The sequence below is a fragment of the Thermosynechococcus vestitus BP-1 genome, assembly GCF_000011345.1.
Classification (GTDB): Bacteria; Cyanobacteriota; Cyanobacteriia; order Thermosynechococcales; family Thermosynechococcaceae; genus Thermosynechococcus; species Thermosynechococcus vestitus.
Genome location: NC_004113.1, coordinates 2,469,112 through 2,486,191 on the forward strand (window position 1 = coordinate 2,469,112; position 17,080 = coordinate 2,486,191).

At 55.0% G+C, this 17,080-nt stretch carries 11 protein-coding genes; 2 read left to right on the forward strand and 9 right to left on the reverse strand.

Going from position 1 to position 17,080, the window contains the following annotated elements; genetic code table 11:
- Window positions 1-73: 73 nt before the first annotated feature.
- The 3 genes from TLL_RS12020 to TLL_RS12030 form a co-directional block, all read right to left on the reverse strand.
- Window positions 74-3,493, reverse strand: a complete 3,420-nt coding sequence (locus TLL_RS12020) for a phycobilisome rod-core linker polypeptide (RefSeq protein WP_011058198.1) — start codon at window positions 3,491-3,493, stop codon at window positions 74-76.
- 226 nt (window positions 3,494-3,719) lie between these two features.
- Window positions 3,720-4,706, reverse strand: coding sequence for a thiamine-phosphate kinase (thiL, locus tag TLL_RS12025; RefSeq protein WP_164921033.1), 987 nt, complete (start codon window positions 4,704-4,706; stop codon window positions 3,720-3,722).
- A 2-nt stretch (window positions 4,707-4,708) separates the two neighbouring features.
- Window positions 4,709-5,218, reverse strand: a complete 510-nt coding sequence (locus TLL_RS12030; RefSeq protein ID WP_011058200.1) for a TIGR02652 family protein — start codon at window positions 5,216-5,218, stop codon at window positions 4,709-4,711.
- A 176-nt stretch (window positions 5,219-5,394) separates the two neighbouring features.
- Between TLL_RS12030 and thiO the strand changes: the two genes are divergently transcribed.
- A complete protein-coding gene (gene thiO, locus TLL_RS12035; RefSeq protein ID WP_164921239.1) occupies window positions 5,395-6,501 on the forward strand; it encodes a glycine oxidase ThiO in 1,107 nt (368 codons plus the stop codon).
- Here thiO and rpe read toward each other — a convergent pair.
- Window positions 6,498-7,193 carry a ribulose-phosphate 3-epimerase gene (gene rpe, locus TLL_RS12040; protein WP_011058202.1) on the reverse strand — a complete coding sequence of 232 codons (696 nt, stop codon included), beginning with the start codon at window positions 7,191-7,193 and terminating at the stop codon, window positions 6,498-6,500. The genes thiO and rpe overlap by 4 nt on opposite strands.
- Before the next feature lie 205 nt (window positions 7,194-7,398).
- On the opposite strand from rpe, the gene TLL_RS12045 reads away from it, so the two are divergent.
- The gene (locus TLL_RS12045) at window positions 7,399-8,067 is read left to right on the forward strand and encodes a hypothetical protein (RefSeq protein ID WP_164921034.1); all 669 of its coding nucleotides are present in this window, start codon (window positions 7,399-7,401) and stop codon (window positions 8,065-8,067) included.
- Window positions 8,068-8,069: 2 nt separating this feature from the next.
- Here the strand turns inward: TLL_RS12045 and TLL_RS12050 are convergent, their stop codons facing one another.
- From TLL_RS12050 to TLL_RS12070, 5 genes are all read right to left on the reverse strand, one after another.
- A complete protein-coding gene (locus tag TLL_RS12050; RefSeq protein WP_011058204.1) occupies window positions 8,070-8,702 on the reverse strand; it encodes a tRNA isopentenyl-2-thiomethyl-A-37 hydroxylase MiaE in 633 nt (210 codons plus the stop codon).
- Complete coding sequence (locus TLL_RS12055) at window positions 8,659-9,150, reverse strand: universal stress protein (protein ID WP_011058205.1); 492 nt, start codon at window positions 9,148-9,150, stop codon at window positions 8,659-8,661. Before TLL_RS12055 ends, TLL_RS12050 begins: the two co-directional genes overlap by 44 nt.
- Before the next feature lie 95 nt (window positions 9,151-9,245).
- Window positions 9,246-9,923, reverse strand: a complete 678-nt coding sequence (gene ubiE / locus TLL_RS12060; protein ID WP_011058206.1) for a bifunctional demethylmenaquinone methyltransferase/2-methoxy-6-polyprenyl-1,4-benzoquinol methylase UbiE — start codon at window positions 9,921-9,923, stop codon at window positions 9,246-9,248.
- A 2-nt stretch (window positions 9,924-9,925) separates the two neighbouring features.
- Window positions 9,926-12,136, reverse strand: a complete 2,211-nt coding sequence (locus tag TLL_RS12065; RefSeq protein WP_164921035.1) for a PAS domain S-box protein — start codon at window positions 12,134-12,136, stop codon at window positions 9,926-9,928.
- 177 nt (window positions 12,137-12,313) lie between these two features.
- Complete coding sequence (locus tag TLL_RS12070) at window positions 12,314-17,017, reverse strand: translocation/assembly module TamB domain-containing protein (RefSeq protein ID WP_011058208.1); 4,704 nt, start codon at window positions 17,015-17,017, stop codon at window positions 12,314-12,316.
- Window positions 17,018-17,080: the final 63 nt, after the last annotated feature.

Below are 17,080 nucleotides of genomic sequence, written 5' to 3' on the forward strand. Positions count from 1 at the left end.
CGCAAAAAAGCGGACACCCCCCTAGGAGTATCCGCTCGTGGATAGATTCACCAGTGGATAGTGGCAGTGTACCCTAGTCGCGATGGCTTGGCTGAATCCCTACCAAGGAGGGCGAGAGGCTCGACCAGGATTGCTTCACCAAGTCGGCATCGGCCTTGACACTGCCAATGTAGTTGCCCGCTGGCAGCGTGGGGAAGCGTTTGTAGGGCACGACATCTTCGCCAAAGTAGCGGCTGTACTCAGGGCTATTCACCATCGTTTCGACAGCGGTCTTCAGGCCTTGATCCGCCAAGATTTTGTTGTATTGGCGAATTTCCGCTTGGGTCGCTGGGGCACGACCAAGGAGGTGACGGAAGAGGAACTCAATCACCTTAGTGTTGGGATAGGGGGTGTAGAAGCGGTTGCGATAGATCTCCGAGCTGGCCAGTGTACGCACAAACTCGCGGACGGTAATTTCACCATTGCGTAGGCGGCTTTCCAGATCAGGACGCCGGAACTGGCTTGGCACTTGGCCACTAAAGACATCCATCACTTGGCAGTAGATGGCATTGATGACCAGCTCCACTTCAGCACTAGGGGCACCCACGGTCATGCGGAAGATGCGAGCGGGACGGCGACGGGTGGTACCGACCCCCACTTCCACTGATTGACCATCGCCATTGCGGAAGGAGCGGCCCAATTCGATAAAGCGGGGCTTGCTGGGATCCGCTTGACGGGCTTTAGCTTCTTGCTCGGCGATCGCCCGACTGAGGAGGGGCAGCTTCGTATTATCGAGGCGAGGTTTGACCGGGGCAAAGCTAGGCACGACAATCGCATCACTTTGCTTCGTGAGTTGATTGTGCAGTTTCTCGGTGTTGGGGAAGTTGGCCGCTGGCAAGGTGGGGAAGCGACGATAGGGCACCGTATCTTCACCGAAGGCTTGAGCGTATTCAGCACTGCTGACGAGGGCTTGGACAAAGGCCTTTAAGCCTTGGGTGGCAAGAATTTGGTTGTAGCGGCGAATCTCTGCTTGATCAAGGGGTGCCCGCCCCAAGAAATGTTTGGTCCCCAGTTCAATGACCTTGGTGTTGGGGTAAGGGGTGTAGAACTCCTTCTGATAGAGTTCGGAGCAACCCAAGGCTTCGATGAACTCCTTGAGGGTAATCTCGCCGTTGCTGAGCTTGGATTCAAGGGCAGTAAACTCATCGCGGACAATGTAGGGGGCCACATCCCGCTCAAAGACCTGACGATAGGCCGCCTGAATCACCAGTTGCAGATTTTGCTTGTCGTTGAGATCCGTGAGCTTGAAGACCTTGGTTTGCTCGCGGCGCTTGCTCACTCCTTGATTGGCACGGAACTGAATCGCTGGCTCAGTCCGCAGTTCAGTAACCGCCCCCAGTTCGACAAAGCGGGGCGTTTCTTCTTTTTCCGGAGGGACGCCAGTTTCGCCAATTGTGCCCACCCGTAGCGATCGCAAAGCCAGACCCTGAGGCGTAATGTAGCGCTCATAGGGGACCGTATCTTCACCAAAGGCTTCGCTGTACTCTTGGCTGTCAATGATGGCATCCACCAAGCCATAGAGACCTTTCTTCGAGGCAATGTCAAAGTAGGCATTCATCTCTTGGCGGCCATAGGTGGGACGACCCAAGAGGCGACGGTGAATATATTCAATCGCCTTCGTAACGTACAGCGGTGTCCAGTAGAGGCTGCGGAAGAGGTTTGACTTCGCCAAAATCCGCACAAACTCACGGACAGAGATTTCACCGTTCTCCAGTTTGATCTCGGCAACTTTTTGGCGCTGCCCTTCATAGACATCGCGGCCAAAGACTTGGAGATAGGCGGCACGAATCACCCGCTGGGTGGAACTTTCAGCAAATTTGACACTGTCGGTGCCGGTGGCGATCGATCGCTTGCCAATGCGGGCATTGATGCTGGGAAGCTGATCCAGTTTGAAGACCTTTGGCCCTAGGGTGCCGGGGGTGAGCCCACGCGCTCCTGGATTGCTGACCTGGTTGTTGATCCCGGGCCCGCGGGCAATGAGAATGCGGCGGGTGTCTTTGTTGAAGGGTTGAGGGCGAGCACTGGGGTTTTTCTTCTCTTTCGGGAAGATGGCGCCAAACTGAATTTCCAGGGGATCGTTGCCCGACCCATAGGGGTGTTGATCCGGCAGGGGCTGATCTTGGGCAGCAAAGGTCGTGATGAATTGGGGAACTTTGCGGAAGGGAGCACTGTACTTGAAGAGATCCTGTTGGGCCCCCCAGTTGCGACACTCTTGCGCCTCTTGGCCCAGACCCCGCAGATAGGGCACCGTTTCTTCGCCAAAGTAGTCGCTGTATTCCTTGGAATCCACAAGGGCATCCACCAAGGCAGGGAGACCCCCTTTGGAAATAATGGCAAAGTAGGTTTGCACTTCCTCGCGGCTAGAGGGCCCACGACCCAAAATATGGCGGAAGGCCAGTTCTAGGGCACGGCTGTTGATATAGGGTTCGTAAAAGTTTTTGCGATAGAGGGGCGATTTGGCCAGTTGACGGATGAACTCCTTCATGGAGATGGAGCCATTTTTTACCTTCGATTCCAAGTCAGAGATACCGAGGCCATAGGCACGGGAGATGTCGCGCTCAAAGATTTGCCGGTAGGCGGCTTTCACCACTTCGTTCTTCTCGGCAGCCGATAGGCCCGGCTTCATCACAAATTTGGGACGGCGCTCGGCGGCATTGAAGTAAATCTGTGGCAGTTGCAGACCTTGCAGATCGGTGGAGTTGCGCTGCCGCACTTTATCGGAGGGGGCAGGGGCAATAAATTCATTGATCAGAACGTCAAAGTAGGTTTCGACAATGCCCTTGGCTTCGGCATCTTTTTCAAAATAGCTGAGAGCCGCCCGCCGCATTTCCTGCAGAGCAGCAATGGTGGCATCACTGGAGCAAGCAGCCTCAATGATTTCCCGCAAGCCGCGCGTATTCACCGCCAGAATGTTGGGATCACCGGCGACAATGGCGTAGGTGGTATAGCGCAGGAACCAATCCAAGTCCCGCAGGGATTTTTCCATGCGAGCCGGGCCATAGCGGGCAATGTTGATGGGCTTGAAGCCGACGGGTGCACCGCCACTGGAGGCACTAAAGATGGAGCGTAATCCCTCTAGGAATCCACCACGGGTGTCCACATAGGTTGCGGTTCCCAGCTTCATGGCTTCTTTGATGTCAATGGCTTCGCCCCTTGCCCCAGTGGTGAATTGGGGGGCTTCTTCAGTCTGGGGACGGGAGAGGAAGGCCATGGGGGAACCACCGACAAAGATGCGGTTGGCTGCACGGGAAACAATGATGTCGGCGTTGCGAGTGAGGGTGGTGGCAATTTCAAGGCGTTTTGCCCCGGAGCGCAGATAAACAGCGAGTTCATCCAGTTCACCCCGATTCAGGAAGCGATCCTGCTGTTCGGCTTGAATAATCGTTGAAACGGGGACTGTTTGATAAAGTTGCGGGCGGGCAACCGAGCTTCCACCACTTGCTTTGACAACCATGGTTACTAAGAGGCTCCCTTTACTTTTAATTAACGCGCTAACTTAGATTAGAACGATTCGGGGGTGGCTCGGCATTTTTTTAAGAAATGTATAAATTTATGGGGATTTGCTGGCGATCGCCCCCAAGCTTTATGAATTTTTGTAATATTCTTTGACGGCTATTGCCTACCTCAACACCCATTGCTGCAATTGTCGCTGTGCGTTAACCCCCTGACCCCATTAAAAGTTAAAAGTGCTGAAAGAGTTGATTGACTTGGACGGGTAATAACTCACCATTGAGCTTGAGGTGCACCCTTTTTTCAGGAATAATTTCCCCCACTATGGCGGCGCGATCGCCCGCTGCTGTGCAGAGATCCTGAGCCAATTCTGGGGAAAGGCACAATACCAATTCAAAATCCTCACCGCCATAGAGGGCCCAGTTGAGGGCCTGCTGGTGATCGCCATCGTCCACTATCGGAATCTGGTCTGCCCAAAGAACCGCACCCACCCCACTGGCTTGACAGATTTGCAGGACGGCAGCAGCCAGACCATCACTGCTATCGATACCGGCAAGACGCAGCGGGGGGACCTGTTGGCGCAGCCAGTGGACAATATCCAACCGCGGTCGGGGACGTTGATGGGCTTGAATCCATGCCTGCTGCAGTGCTGCCGGGACCGTGCTTGCCCACTGGGGAGACAAAAGGCATTCGAGACCGGCTCGGGAGGCCCCATGAACACCCGTTACAACGATGACATCCCCCACTTGGGCGCGATCGCGATAAATAATCCGTTCTGGCGGCGCACTGCCTAAGACCGTGATGCTAAGACTGAGGACACTAGAGCGACAGGTATCACCACCGACAATACTGGTGCCGTAGGCCTGAGCACAGGTAGCCATCCCTTGGTAAATGCTCTCAATCATTGCCACAGGACAGTTGCGGGGGGCGGCTAGACCAACGGTTAACCCCAAAGGCAGTGCGCCCATGGCGGCAAGGTCTGATAAATTGGCGGCCAGCGATCGCCAGCCAACATCCTGAGGTGTCATGGTGACTGGGGTATCGGTCATCCCCAAACTAAAGTGCACCCCCTCAACTAGCACATCGGTACTGACAATCAGTTGTTCCCCAAGGGGGAGGGACAAGACCGCTGCATCATCCCCCATTAATTCCCTGTGGCAATAGGGGCGCAGACGGGCAATCAATTCCAGTTCGCCACAGTCAGCGAGGGTGAGCATCACTAGTCAAACATCCGAAAATAGGGGGGACGAATGGGGGCACCGGGTTCCTTTTCCAGATCAAAGTTAATCACATCCCAGCGCTCCTCTTGGCTAGCGGGGGGGCTAAACTCAACGGGCAAGCCAAACAGGCGCAGCATTTGCCCATCGGTGGCGCCGCGCCAAGGGGTACTGCGTTCGAGGTAGGCGCAAAAGAGATCCCGATAGCGTTCGGCAATAATGACTTTGGTGGCACGGTAGCCTTGGGTGTAGAGACGATCGAGGGCATCGTGGATTTCAAAGCGAATGCCGTCGGGGTGGGTGTGCTGGCGATACCATTCACCTTCCCAGAGACGCCAAATGCGGCCGGATTGCAGGTGCATCAATTCCCCAGTTTTGGCATCCGCTTCAAAAGGACCATGGCGCGGGCACAGGTAAGTATCGGTGAGGGTGAGAGCGGGAATGATTTGCCGACAGTGGGGACAACGGATTTCAGGACCAAAGATCGGGTAGTGAGAGCCGGATGAGATCATGGACAGTTACCACACAGCGGCAGCAAATCCACCGCGATCGCCCTTATTATAACGAGTTGACTTCAGGAGCGGAAAACAAGGCGCTGTTTGCCCTCAAGGGGGTGGTTTGGGCTAGCCTTAAGGGGTAGCAGGTGCCAAGATAAAGAAATCGATCAGTTGGGATTGAAGTGTCAAGAATGATCCTTGGGGATGAACAGCGGGACATTTTGATTATTGGTGGTGGCACCATGGGGCTCGCGATCGCCATTGAGTTGGCATTGCGGGGGGCACGGCCGACGGTTCTCAGTCGCCAGTTTCGAGAAGCAGCGCTCCATGCAGCAGCGGGAATGCTCGCCCCCCAAGCAGAAGGTTTGCCGGCCGGGGCCATGTGGAATTTGTGCACAGCCAGCCGCAATTTGTATCCCAGTTGGATCGAGAAGCTTGAACAACTGACGGGACTGGATGCAGGCTACTGGCCCTGTGGTATTTTGGCACCGGTGACCGATGAGCGACAGCGCGATCGCACCCACCCCATGGAAGCCGATAGCCGCTGGTTGGATACCTCTGAACTAGCGAACTATCAGCCGGGCTTTGCAGAGAGTGTGCTAGGGGCTTGGTGGTTTCCCCAGGAGGGTCAGGTGAACACACGCAACTTGGCCAAAGTGCTGGTGAGTGCAGCTCGCCTTTTGGGCATTGAGGTCATTGAGGGCATTACTGTTCAGCGTTTTCAGCAAACGCCGCAGGGAGAGATTACAGCGTTAGAGAGCGATCGCGGGCGGTGGTCGGCGGGGATTTACATTTTGGCCACAGGGGCATGGTCACAAAGCCTCCTGCCTCTACCGGTCACCCCCCGCAAGGGGCAAATGTTAGCACTGAAACCCCCGGGGCAACCCCTGCTGAACCATGTGATCTTTGGCGATCAGCTCTATCTTGTGCCGCGGCGCTCTGGCAAAGTGGTGGTGGGTGCCACTAGTGAAGATGTCGGTTTTCAAGAGGGGACGACGGTTGCTGGCCTGCAAGCACTGCTGAACCGTGCCACCGCCGTTATGCCAGAATTGGCAAACTACGAAGTGATTGATACCTGGTGGGGGTATCGTCCAGCCACCCCCGATGACTTACCTATTTTGGGTCAAGGACCAGCTGCCAATCTTTACCTGGCAACGGGGCATTACCGCAATGGTATTTTGCTGGCCCCAATTACAGCGAAACTGATGGCTAACTTGATCCTGCACCAGACGGGCGATCGCCACCTCAAGGCCTTTTCCTGGCAGCGATTTCAGGCGCCCTCAGAAACCAGGGCCTAGGCAGTCACCAACTCAGGGCTAGGGCGTTTGCTATTGCGAATACCCGCGATCGCAGCGGCATAGTCGGGGGCATTAAAGACGGCTGAACCCGCCACAATGGCATTGGCACCTGCTTCGAGGACTTGCCAAGTATTGTCCACCTTGAGTCCACCATCCACTTCAATCCATGGATCTAGGCCACGCTCTTCACACAGTTGCCGTAGTCGCCGAATTTTCGGTAGCACTGCCGGAATAAACTTCTGGCCACCAAAACCGGGGTTGACACTCATAATTAGGACAAGGTCACAGACCTCCAGGACGTACTCAATGAGCTCAAGCGGGCTCGAGGGATTGAGCACCACCCCCGCCTGTTTGCCCAGTTCACGGATTTGACAGAGGGTGCGATGGAGGTGGGGTGAGGCATTGTGCTCAGCATGGACAGAGATAATATCTGCACCCGCCTTGGCAAAATCAGCCACGTATTTTTCTGGCTCGACAATCATTAGGTGGACATCGAGGGGCTTTTGGGTCAAGGGGCGAATTGCCTCAACAATCAATGGCCCAATCGTGATATTGGGAACAAAACGACCATCCATCACGTCCACATGGATCCAGTCGGCTCCCGCCCGATCCACCGCTTGGATCTCTTCACCCAAACGACTAAAGTCCGCAGAGAGAATGGAGGGAGCAATCACGACGGGCTTAGCACTCATGACCGATTCATTCCGTAAATAACGTTACAGTTGTTCTCAGTGTACCGAGCGATCGCTTCCACAGCAACTGGCGGCCCCTCAGAGCACCGAAGACCACTTTGGCAACTGCCTATGCATAGCCACTACAAGCTAACAGTACATTTTATAGTAGGCAACAAAGAGCATGTCTGCACCGCCAGACCATCATCCAAGGGTGAGACGCCAAATGTTGAAACAGCGGACCAAGATGATGACCATTGCAGCCGGGTGGCTAGCCTCAGCCATCAGTGGCTGTGGCTTGATGGTTACTGAAACAGAAATCACGAATCAACCCCCTGTTCCCCCCACAGCAACTCCCACCCCCCCGGAAGCCACCGCCCCCGAACCCAGTGCTGCCGGCTCTCCGGTTGCCGCCCTCACCCCACCCACCGACCCCAAAACCTACATTGAGGGACTTCCGAATATTGGTCGCTCGAATCCTTTTGATCCCGTGCGGGTACCCAACACTGGTGGCGTTAAGAATGGTGGCCCTGGGGAAGGAGGTGGCAATGGCACTTCTGGACCAGGGAGCACTGGTACAGGGACTGGTGGTACCGCTAGCCGGCCTACACTACCCACTCCGCCCCCGCCACCACCACCCGTTGATGCCCAAGCTGTGCAAGTTTTTGGTGTGGCTGCCGTGAATGGCCGCCTCCAAGCGATTATTCGCTCACCCAAGGAGAATGTGACTCGCACGGTGCAGGTGGGGGATAGGATCGCGGGCAATGTGCTTGTTCGCGCAATTGATGCCTATAACACCACACCCGCAGTGGTTTTGGAGCAATTTGGCCAAACTGTACGCGTTACAGTCGGTCAGCCCACTACTGCTCAAGGGGCAACACCGCCAGCGATTTAAGGCTAACTGTGCATCCGCGGCAAGGGATAGGGGGTGCTGAGAATTTCACTTTCAAGAGCAGCTAACTGCTGTAATCGCTCTGCCACTACCTCTTGACCAAAGGAGCCATAGGCCAAGGACCAATAGGTGCCATAGTGGCGTGCCTCAGAGGTCACTAGGCTCGCAAAGAACGCCGCTAGTTCGCCCTCTGGGCAGTGCTGAGCCAACAGTTGCAACCGCTCATGGCTGCGGGCTTCAATCAAGGCACAGACCAATAGGCGATCCAAGAGGCGCTGGGGTTCCTGTTGGCGGACAGCTGCATTCAAGCGAGAGGCATAGGGGGGCGGACTTAGGGGCGCAAGGGCAATGTGGCGGCGTTCTAATTGCTGATTGACTTGGCGAAAGTGGTCGAGCTCCTCTTGGGCAATATCGGTGAGGGCATTCACCAATGGTTTGTGGGAAGGATAGCGAAACATGAGATTGATCGCTACCCCAGCAGCTTTGCGCTCACAGTGGGAGTGATCGAGCAAAATCGTATCTAGGTGAGCGATCGCCTGCTCTACCCACTCACGACGGGTAGGTTGGAGGAGGAACTTAATGCGAACGGGAGTCTCAATCACGGCGGCGTTGGACAGTGAGTACACAACAGTGGGCATTGTGGAGCACATAGTTGCTGACACTGCCGAGGAAAAATTCACTCAAGCCCTTGAGACCCCGCCGTCCCAGCACAATCAAATCGCTTTCCCAATCCTTAGCCAGATCACAAATGGCACGACCCGCATCCCCCAAGGCTTGGGTAAATTCAGTGGGCACCCCCTTTTCAGTGGCAATTTGGGTGAGGTTGCGCAACATATCCAAGCCTTTTTGCTCAAAGTTTTCCCACTGCTCAGCATAGGCGCGCATCACTTCTTCGTGGAGTCCCACATATACGCCTGAAGCCAAAGGGGTCGTAAAGATCGGGTCGGGATAGGATTCATGGGTGGGGGAGAGAACATGAATCAGCATCATGCGAGCTTGGTAGTGCTGTGCCAAATCCAGCGCAGTTTGAAAAACTTGTTCGCCAAGTTCACTGTCATCGACTGCAACGAGAATTTTTTTATACATACTGCGCTCCCAGTGCCCTGCGGTTTACCTATCTATAGCTTAGAGGATTGCTCAAGGAGTCAAGCCTAACATTGATAGCGTAGGTTGAACGTAGATTACTTTTGGGCAACAGTAATTGCCATGAGTCCCCCCAGCAGAGGGTAGTGTTTGACCCTTTCAAAACCCGCTTGTTGAATCAGTGCACAGAGGGTAGGAGGGGTGGGGAAGGCCTGAATGCTCGGCCACAAATAGTCGTACTCTGCTGCTAATCCATAGTGACGTGCAGTCGGAACGACCCACTGCTGCAAATACCATTGCTGAAATTGCTCTAGGGCGGAGGTTTGAGGATGGCTAAAGTCGAGGATGGCAGCTCGCCCACCAGGGACAAGCAGCCGAAACATTTCCCTGAGCGCTTGGGGAATATCCACCACGTTGCGTAGCCCGTAGCCGATCGTGATGCCCTGAAATGTTTGAGGGGCAAAGGGTACTGCTAAGGCATCTCCTTGGAGCCATTCAATTTGCGGGTAATGGTCACTCCGTTGGCGGGCGATCGCCAGGGGTGCGGCCGCAAAGTCCAACCCCACCACCCGCCCCTGCCGCCCCACCCGCCGCGCCAGTAGACGAGTCAAATCCCCTGTGCCACAGCAGAGATCCAAAGCCGTTGCCCCCTGAGGGAGTTCGAGCCAGTCCACGGCCATCTGTTTCCAGACATGGTGCAGGCCAAAACTCAATTGATCATTGAGGCGATCGTAGAGGGGGGCAATGCGCTCAAAGAGGGCTTGGATATTGGTCATGGTTAGCTTTTGGAATGGCGACGCTGACGCAAATGGTTCGCCTCACGGCGCAACTGCTGAAAGTACTCCGTTTCGGTAATTTCTGCCACCTGCTGCCGCCGTTTTTCGTGATCAATTTCCACCCTGAGCTCTTCAATTTGCTGCTGCATGGCTTGCTCGCGCTGTTTGCGCTCGGTAATGTCTTGCACTAATCCTTCATAGTAGGAAATTTTGCCGTCGGTATCCAAGACCGCTCGCATATTCAACTGAATCCAAATGATCTGGCGATCGCGCCGATAGGCCTTGAATTCAAAATGCCCCGTTGTTTCTCCCGTCGCAAAATGATTCAGAATCTCGTCATGGGTGCTGGGTTCCCCATAGATTTGGTCGCGGATACTGGTGACGGTCTCCACCATTTCTTCCGGAGAGTCAAAGCCAAAAATCTTGGCCATAGCGGCATTGACCCGAATAAACCGATTTTCCGTTGAGGCTTGAAAAATTCCCTCAAGAGCATTTTCAAAAATACTGCGGTAGTTTTCCTCAGCAATGCGCAGCGCTTCCTCGGCTCGAATGCGATCGCTAATATCAATGCCGACAGCAACCGTATGGGTACCCTTCATATACTTTTGCAAAGCAACGAGGTAAAACCTGGTTTGACCATTGCGCTGAACGGAGATTACCCGTGAGGCAAATTGATCTGGAGAAACCAAAAACTCCTGCATAAAGGCTGCTAGCTCGCGATCCTCAGACAAAAAGCCCAAGGGACGCCCAATAAATGCCTCTGGTGGCAAATTCAAGGTTTCTGCCAATTTGCGATTGACCCCCTTATAGATGCCCTCAGCATTTATCCAAGCAATCGTGCCGGGAACAGCATTGAGAACTGCCTGAAATTGTTCATTGGCCTCAATGAGTTCATCGCGAATCTGCTCAAGGGAGTGGTTTTTTTGGGCTAACTCCTCAAAGGAGATACGCAACTGGTGCATCATAGCATTAAAGGAATTAGCCAGTTCGCCCACCTCATCAAGGGAGTGCACCTGCACCAGTGTCGCCAAATCCCCTGCCTGCACTCGACGGGTGGACGTTACCAAGGATTGAATTGGCCGAACAATCGCATTGGCCGTGAGATAGGCCCAAACACTGGCCAACGAGAGGGCACCAAGGGTAATGGCAAAAGACACCCACCGTTTTTGATGGGCTATGGTATCAATCCATGCCCAGGACTTCCCCACAAAGGCGATACCAATGGGGGGTGGATGCGGCAGATTGAGCTGCTGGCGAAAGTCCTGCAATGGGCTGTAGATAGTTGCGTAGGCAGAACCCACAATGTCAGTTGTACCGACAAACATTTTGCCCTGATTGAGAACTTGAGTGGCCACTTCGCGAGCAACACGGGTACCAAGGGCGCGCGTCCGACCATCGGAGTAAGGCACATTGGTGGCAATCCGCAAATCTTGGGCAAAAATGGTTGCCACCGTATCTACGGTGGACCATGCAGTCGTGCTATCCACAGGATCCGGCATATTGTTGAGCAAAATGCCCGTCAGAATGAGCCCTTGAAATTGGTTGTTTTCATAAAGGGGCTTTGCCGCAAAGGCCAGTAAGCCAATATTGCCGTCCGCGATGGGGTAGGTACCCGGAGGGGCCGGCTGCTGATTGGGGGGTAGATTGGCAATGGGTTGAGGACGCAATGTGATCTTTGCCTGCTGTGCTAAGCCCAGTTCTTGTAACTGTTCACGATTGAGGAGTACCAGACCGCTAATCATTTGCTGGCGATCGCGAGCCACTTGAAACATGGCTAAGTTAGCAATACTACTGGCTTGATGGCGGCTGAGACGATAGGAGGAATGGGTTTCGGGACTCAAGTCGAGGAGTGCCTCTCCCGTTTTGGCCAAGACCTTTGTTTGCTGTGCCAGTACCTTCCCCCTCGCATCGGTCACCAGCATCAGGTTCATGGGGCGTTCAGTCCTATCGACTTCGGCAAGGATCCCTTGGAGAGCGGCAGGATTCAAAACACTGACAAGGGATTGATCCACCTGTCGCGCATAGATTCCACTGGCAATTAAGAGGGCTTGGATGCGAGACTCATAGGCCAAGTTGTCGATTTCCCACTGCAAATCTCGCCAACTAGAGCGCAGTTGCACATCGAGGAAATGCTCAAAGCCGCGATAGCTCAGTTGAATCAGGGCTTCAGTAATGACGACCGCTGGCAAGAGCGCCGCAAGTGCCAAGGCCAAGGTCAATTTCCAACGCAGACTTAACCGCTGCCATGGGATCGAGAATCGTTGAGATAAAGCCCTAGGGGAATTTTTCATCAAGATGGATACCGAGGCTACTGCAACTGCCGCAATTGTCGTCTTCCAAGCCTAAGCGTTGCTGTCAATACACCCATCTTAGACGACATGAAAACGGCATTAAAAACGGTAACGGAACTCAAGAAAGCCTGTGCCCTGACCACTGGTGCTCACCTGTCCGCCAAGGCGAATCTGCTCTGTCACCTGAAACCCAAGGTTAAACCGCGTCGGATCATTGGGGGCAGTGAGCAACTGTAAGAGGGAAACCGAGGTAAAACGATTCACTTGGAACCCGAGTTCAGCTCCCAGAGCAAGGGTTAGGGCTTGGCTTTGGGCTTGGCGATCGGGGGGCACCACGGCTGGAAACATCCGAAAGGAGGTGCGGTTACCCGTGGCCTGATCAATCAATGCCTGTAGGTTATTGAAAAGAGCAGATCCGGCGAGACTGGCCACCACTGCTTCTCCCCGCACTTGGTTGAGATCCGCAATTGAGCCACCGCCCATCAATGCCAGTAGCTCGGTTGTGCTACGGGAGGGCGTACTGGATAGGTCAAGCACCGCAGGTAAATTGGTTTGGAGTTGACTGGCACGACCATTGATGCGGGCAGTGATCCGAATGGTGTTCAAGGTTCCTAGGCGGGTGGCGGTCACGGAACCCACATCCGATAGTCGCGTCACCGTACCGGGGGTATAAACTTCAGTGGCGGTGGCACCAAGGGTGAGGTTGAGTTCGGGATCCAAACCATTCGCGGGGGTAAAGAGCACATAGTTATCCGCTTGCCGCTGGAGCACAAAGAGGGTGGTAAAAAGATTCAGTTGCCCTCCCGTGAGGCGAATTTTGCCGTCGGGTTGGAGATTATCGAGGCCGCCGTTGAGGGTTAAACGACCAGTGGCCGTTAGGTTGAGAACGGGCGATCGCGTCACCCGCAAGGCATCTAAGATATTAATTTCTAAATTCCCAAAGACCAGTGGCTCAAATAGGGAGTCGGCAGCAGTGGCTAACCCATTGCCATTGGCAAAACCATTGATTGCGCCTAAATCCAAGCGGCCTTGGCTGAGTTGAACACTGCCCCCCAGATCAGGACTCAGGAGGGTATCCGTAATCACGAGTGTGCCATCTACTGTACCGCGATAGATATTGCCGGCATTCACCTGCAATCGTCGCAGGGAAGCAGTGAGGGGTGTTGCAGCATCTGGATCAGCCGCGGCCAAGGGGGTCTGAATAGGCAGCACCCCTGTCATGGTAATTTGCCCTTGGCTAAAGAGACCTTGAATGCTATCCACCCGTAGGCGATCGCGATCGAAGCGCACCCGCGCACTAAGATTCGTCACTGGCTCCGCAAAGGCGGGAGTTTTAATCACCGCATCATCCAAACTAAGGACGCCATTCACAATGGGAGCGTCCCATGTACCCCGCAGTTGGGCTTGGAAGAGCCCCTTTCCTTGTTGCCATTGCACCTGATCCGTTAAGAGGTTGATGAAGGACAAGCCGTCATCCTTGACACTCACATCTAGGGCTAACTGCGGATCCACCACTGGTTGCGGGTCAAGGGGATAGATCAAGGGAACCGAACCCGTTACCCTCAGTGGTTCTGACGTATCCAAGCGGGCGATCGCCTGAAGGGCAAGACGATTTTGGGCATAGCGGAATGTGGCATTGGCAACTTCAAGGGGACGTTGATTGAACCGACCCGCCGCAAGGGTAGCCTCACCGGTGAGAATCGGCTGCTGCCATGAGCCAGTTAACACCGCTTGGGCTCTCACCTTACCTTGAACATCCACCCCCGGCGGCAAAAGACTGGCCACAAGACTCATAGGGAATTGCTCTAGCCGCAGTTGGGCATTTTGCTGATTACCCCCAAAAATGCCATTGACATTTAATTGCCCACCATTTATGAGCATACTGAGGGTCGTCAGCACCAGTCGGTTTTGGGCAAAGCGACCGCGACTAAGAAACTGCTCCACTTGGTAATTTCCCCACTGCCAATTGGTGCCCTTGAGATCAAAGCTGACCACAGGACCTGACTGGGGGGTTTGACTGAGATTGATTTGGCCATTAAAAATACCCTGAAGTTGATCTAAGGGGGGCAGTAGTTCCGGCCGCCGCACCAAAGCCGCTTGGGACTGTAGCATGTCAATTTCGGCAAGGCGGCGAATTTGCGTTAACAGTGATACTGGCAGACCTTCCCCTGCGGTGGGTGTACCCAAATCTGCCGCGGTGCCCCGAGCAGGGGGTTGAGCAATCCCGAGGACAGTGGCGAGTCCCGTCAAATCCGCTAAATTGCCTTGGGCAATCGTCAACTGCGCCCCCAATTGCTGAGGCTGGAGATCGGCAGTGAAGTGATAGCGACTTTGCCCTTTTTCAAAAAGGCCGGATTGGATCGTCAGGCGATCGCCCCTCAGACGGAATTGCCCTTGCAGGCGATCGCCCCGCCATGCCCCTAACCCCGGTCGCTCGACCGTCAAACTGCCCTGACCACTTGTCCAGTTTTGCCACTGTAGCTCGCCAGAGGCGACTCCTGCGAGGATGACACCCCTGGGGAGTTCCGGGAAACCTAACCGCAGGGATTCCACGGGAAATTGCTGAAGACGCAGATCAAAGATTTCCCCTTGGCGCTGACCAATGAGTTGGGCCTGTTGCCGTTGAACCAGCAGTGAGTGGAGTAAGCCATCGGCATCAAGACGAAACGCCACGCGATCGCCCCCACCCTGCAAATTGAGGGTTGCCCCCTGTTGTTGGCTCAGGGCAACCGTGCCCGTGAGCTGAGGGGCAAAGCGCAAATCATTCAGCGCCAATCCTTGGGTCAGCAGTGTCCCCTGAAACTGGAGCCGATTGAGGCGCCCGGTGAGTTGGCCTTCAAAGGACGTTGTGCCGGCAAGGGCAACAGGGAGCTTCGGTTTCAAGACAGTGCTTAGCCGACTCAGGGAGAGATTTCTAGCTTGAATGCCCAATTGAATGTCAGTGGGTTTCAAAGCCGCTAAATCAACGCCAATGGTTCCTTGGGCGCGGATAGCACCAAGGGTGGCCTGTTGGACTTGCAATTGCTGACCATCCCAGTTCACAGTCGCCACCAGGGGATCCCCTGTGGGGGTTTGATCCACTGTGAGATTGGCCCTGGCGCGAATCGCTGGCAACGTCAGTTGATCCACTCGCCCTTGGGCGATCGCCTCCCCCCTGAGACGACCTTGTAAATCTGGATTCAACTGCCGCAGCGGCATATTCTCGACCTGAGCCTGTAACTGCCACTGACCGGCAGCGGCTTGCCCTTGACCCCGCACACTCCCCCCAAGAACCTGCATTTGAAACTCAGGAACGAGCAGTTGGGTTGGCGTCAGACGAGCAGTGCCCCGCAGGGGATACTCAGCAGTGGGCAGTTGAAAGATCGCATTGGCCTGCCAAGCCTCTGGGGTACGCCAATTGCCACGAAAATCCAGTTGCGCAAAACCCTCCCCTAGGGACACGGGCGGAACTACATCATAGCGGCGGGCAATCGCCTGCAGATTCACCTGCTGCACTTGTGCTTGGCCACGAAACTCCCCTGTGGGCTGTACTCCTACCGTTGCCCGTAGCTCACCCCCCTCCATCAACTGGGCGCGGACATCCATCAGCCTAACCCCCCCATCAAGGGAGGCCATAAATGGCAGCCTGACCTGTTGCAGTTGCAGTTGATCCACTTGGAGAGGCGTTTGGCTGCGCAGTTCACCCACAATTTGGGGATTCTCCAGATGCCCCTGCAGGCGGAGGGTGGGAACTTCTACTTGACCCCTCAGGGCAACCGGCGGCGTCATCTGCAAGGCCCTCAAGGCGGGAACGAGATCAAAGCTCGACACTTGGGCATTGATATTCCAGCCCCTTTCAGGACTCACTGTGCCGACCGCTTGCCAGCGAACGTTCGCGATCGCCCCGCGCAAATAATGGAGCTTTGCCTGATGGCCCTGCAATTGCACATGGGCTTGCAACGCTTTGATATCCTGGGGTACAAAGGTTGTGCGCAGGCTACCATCCCGTAACCAAATTTGACCCGTGACTTGGGGTGTTTCTGGCAGAGGAAGGCGAACGCGCAAGTGCCCCTCCAGTTGGCCGCCTTGGACCCGAATCGTCTTTGGCAGAATCTCATTACCCAGGGCAAGGGGAATCTTCCTAAAGCGCAAATCCAGTTGTCCCTTTTCTTGGGATGGGTTCCAGTCCCCCTGCAATCGCCATTGGCCACCGCCGGCCAGTTGTCCTTCCAGTTGACCAGCAAGGGCAAAATTCTGGCGATCGGGGGTCAGGGTCCATTCCCCCTCAATTTGACGCAGCAGGTAGGCAGGACGCTGAAAGGGTTGAACCAGCACAGAGCCATCCCGCACCCTCACGCTGATTTGATGCAGTTGCAAGAAGGTTGGGTCCTCCTCTGGCGGCTTAACTTCAGTGCGCCACCACCGCCCTTGGGCATCCTGAACCACCGTGAGTTGGGGTTGGTGGAGGGTAAGGTCAATATCGAGCTTTTGCCCCGTCAGGAGCTGCCATGGATTAAAGGCAACCTCAATGCTGTTGATGAGGGCATGATCCAATTCTGGGCTACCCTCCTCCGGCGTGTAACTGGGAACCGCTGAGGACCCAAAACGTACAACATTGAGCCCGACGTCCTCGACGCTACCAATTTCCACTGGTCGATTGAGGCGCTGTTGCAGTTGTTGGGCGATTTCAGGAGCCAATTCATAGCGCACAAACCACCAGGTCCGCGTTCCAACGGCGATCGCCCCTAGGGCCACCAAGCCAATCATTCTCCATCCCCACTGACCCAACCGCAGGGTAGAGGGGGGTTGTGGTTGTTGCGTCATCTTTACCTCCGAGAGGCCCCTTCCTTTAGGGAGGGGAGGGATAGGAGCGGCAGTCTGTGACTG